General features: G+C 49.4%; 2 protein-coding genes. Both read left to right on the top strand.

Annotated elements, in window-relative coordinates:
- Positions 1-336 (top strand): ROK family protein (locus tag PCH02S_RS35435; RefSeq protein ID WP_218033204.1); only part of this gene is annotated, 336 nt, incomplete at its 5' end.
- Positions 337-531: 195 nt separating this feature from the next.
- Positions 532-1,770, top strand: coding sequence for an MFS transporter (locus PCH02S_RS35430; RefSeq protein ID WP_127458795.1), 1,239 nt, complete (start codon positions 532-534; stop codon positions 1,768-1,770).
- Positions 1,771-2,451: the final 681 nt, after the last annotated feature.

Here is a 2,451-nt window from a genome sequence, read left to right as displayed (position 1 = left end):
GTGCGGCTCGCGGGAGGCGACCCGAACCGCGTGGATGCGCGGTTGGTCGCGGCCGCAGCCGCGGAAGGGGATGCCGCCGCCAGCGGCATCCTGCGCGAAGCGGGCCGAGCCCTCGGCATCGGGCTCGTGAGCATTCTCCACCTGCTGAATCCGCAGGTGGTCATTCTTGGCGGCGGCGCCTCGCATATCGGCGAGCCGCTGTTAGGACCGATGCGCGAGATCGTCGAGGAGCGCTGCTTGCCTTCGATTCGCGGACCGGTCCGGTTCGCGGCATCTGCGCTCGGGTCCTCCGCAGGGGCCGTTGGGGCAGCGCTGCTCATGTCTCAGTCACGCTGAGGCATCCAGGTTTGTGACTGGTCATATGACATATGTCACTAGACGATAGGAACCTTTTTTCGTTAAAGTAGAAAAGGTTTATGAAACATTTTTTCTTCTTCTTACGTAAGAAGGAGGTCTTGTTTTATAAGACTATCTGATTAATGAAGGGGTGTTTTTCTTTTGTCTCAAGCAATAGCTTCGGATACTCCGACGATGCGTTCGTTTTTTGCCAGTCGTTTCGTGCAAGCGATTATGCTGTCCGGTCTTTTTTTACAAATCGGAATCTGGGTTCGTAACTTTGCAATTCTACTCTATGTCACAGACATGACGAATAATGATCCTTACTCGGTTTCTTTAATTTCGGTGGCCGAGTTTGCGCCAATTTTTATTTTCTCGTTTATCGGTGGTGCCTTTGCGGACCGGTGGCGACCGAAATTGACGATGGTGTGGTGCGATATTCTCAGCGCCGTGTCTGTGTTTGCCATTATGGTGACACTGTTTTACGGCTCCTGGAAGGCGATTTTTTTCGCCACGTTGGTTTCGTCCATCTTGTCTCAGTTCTCCCAACCTTCCGGCATGAAGTTGTTTAAGGTTCACGTGCCTGAATCCCAAATGCAAATGGGGATGTCATTGTTTCAATCGATGATGGCGATCTTTATGATCCTTGGCCCTATCATGGGGACCTTTGTTTACTATCATTTTGGCATTGAAGTAGCAATTGCAATCATGGGCGTATGCTTCCTGCTTTCTGCGCTTGTACTAACGTTTCTTCCTGCGGACCGTAAAAATGAGGAAGGAACCGAGAAGCCATCCACGCATATTTTTGCGGAAATGGGTCAAGGGTTTAAGTATGTTTTGAATAATAAAATGCTTGTCACCTTAGGCGGCTGCTTTGCAGTAGCAGGTCTGGCGATTGGCTTAATATCACCGCTGGGTATTTTTCTAGTCACTGAAAACCTTGGATTGCCGAAGGAAGATCTGCAATGGTTTATGGCAGCCAACGGCGTTGCGATGATCCTTGGAGGCGGGGCGACGATGGGCTTTTCGAAAAAAGTGTCTCCGCAAGCACTGCTCATTATCGGTATGGCGGTAAGCGTCGTGACTTTTGCTGTCATGGGATTGACTCATCTGGTGTGGTTGGCGCTTTTGATGCAGTTCTTCTCCGGTCTAGTGATGCCTGCTATCCAAATTGCCATCTCTACAATGATTCTCGGTAACACGGAAGAATCTTTCGTTGGCCGTGTGAATGGGATTTTGAACCCGTTGTTCATGGGAGCTATGGTTCTCACAATGAGTTTGGCCGGCAGCATTAAAGCGTCCTTCTCGCTGCCATCCATTTATGTCACATCGGCTGTACTTTTCCTGATTGGCGTATTTATTATGCTGCCTACCTTGAAATACAAAGCAAATGCTGCACCACTACCGAATACCGATGAAATTAAAGCTGGATAAGTTTTTTGAAAAAAGGGATTCTCTGAGAAGGTCATAACAGACTTCTTAGGGTAGTCTCCTTTTTTTACTGTGGGGGCAGGTTGGCGATGGAATGGCAAAGTAAGTAGCTGGCCCCTCAGACAGCTCTTTTCTGAAGGAACTACAGGCCGTTATTCTCCCGAAAACAGCCGATACCGAAAGGGAGAGGAACTACGGGGCGCTATTCCGCCAATTTCTTGCGGAAAACGCGCCAGGGCGGCGCATAAAGACCCTCAAGTTCCGCTCTGACAGGAAAACGCTTGTTTTCCTACAAATAGAGGACGTCAGTTCCCATAAGGAAGCCATAGCGGAATTCACGCTAGGTTTTTGACATTTGTTAAGGGCGGTCGAGGTAGAAGTTGGCGATGGAGGAGTATGTGATGTAATGTGCAGGATTGGTTGGTAAAGTAGCTAGTTCTAAGCCTGACGGCGTCTGTGTCATCAGGCTTTTTATTTCTGCTGATGAAAACCGCAGACAACACTTTTCGAAGGAGGGAACTAGAGGCCACTATTCTCCCGAAAACAGCCGATTCTGAAAGGGAGAGGAACTGCGGGGCGCTATTTCGCCAATTTCTTGCGAAAAACGCGCCAGGGCGGCGAAATAAGACCCTGTAGTTCCACTCTCTGTGAGGAAACCACTCGTTTTCCTCCAATTAGAGGACA

It is taken from the genome of Paenibacillus chondroitinus NBRC 15376 (assembly GCF_004000765.1).
GTDB classification, from domain to species: domain Bacteria; phylum Bacillota; class Bacilli; order Paenibacillales; family NBRC-103111; genus Paenibacillus_E; species Paenibacillus_E chondroitinus.
This window is presented reverse-complemented; position numbering and strand designations above follow the sequence as displayed.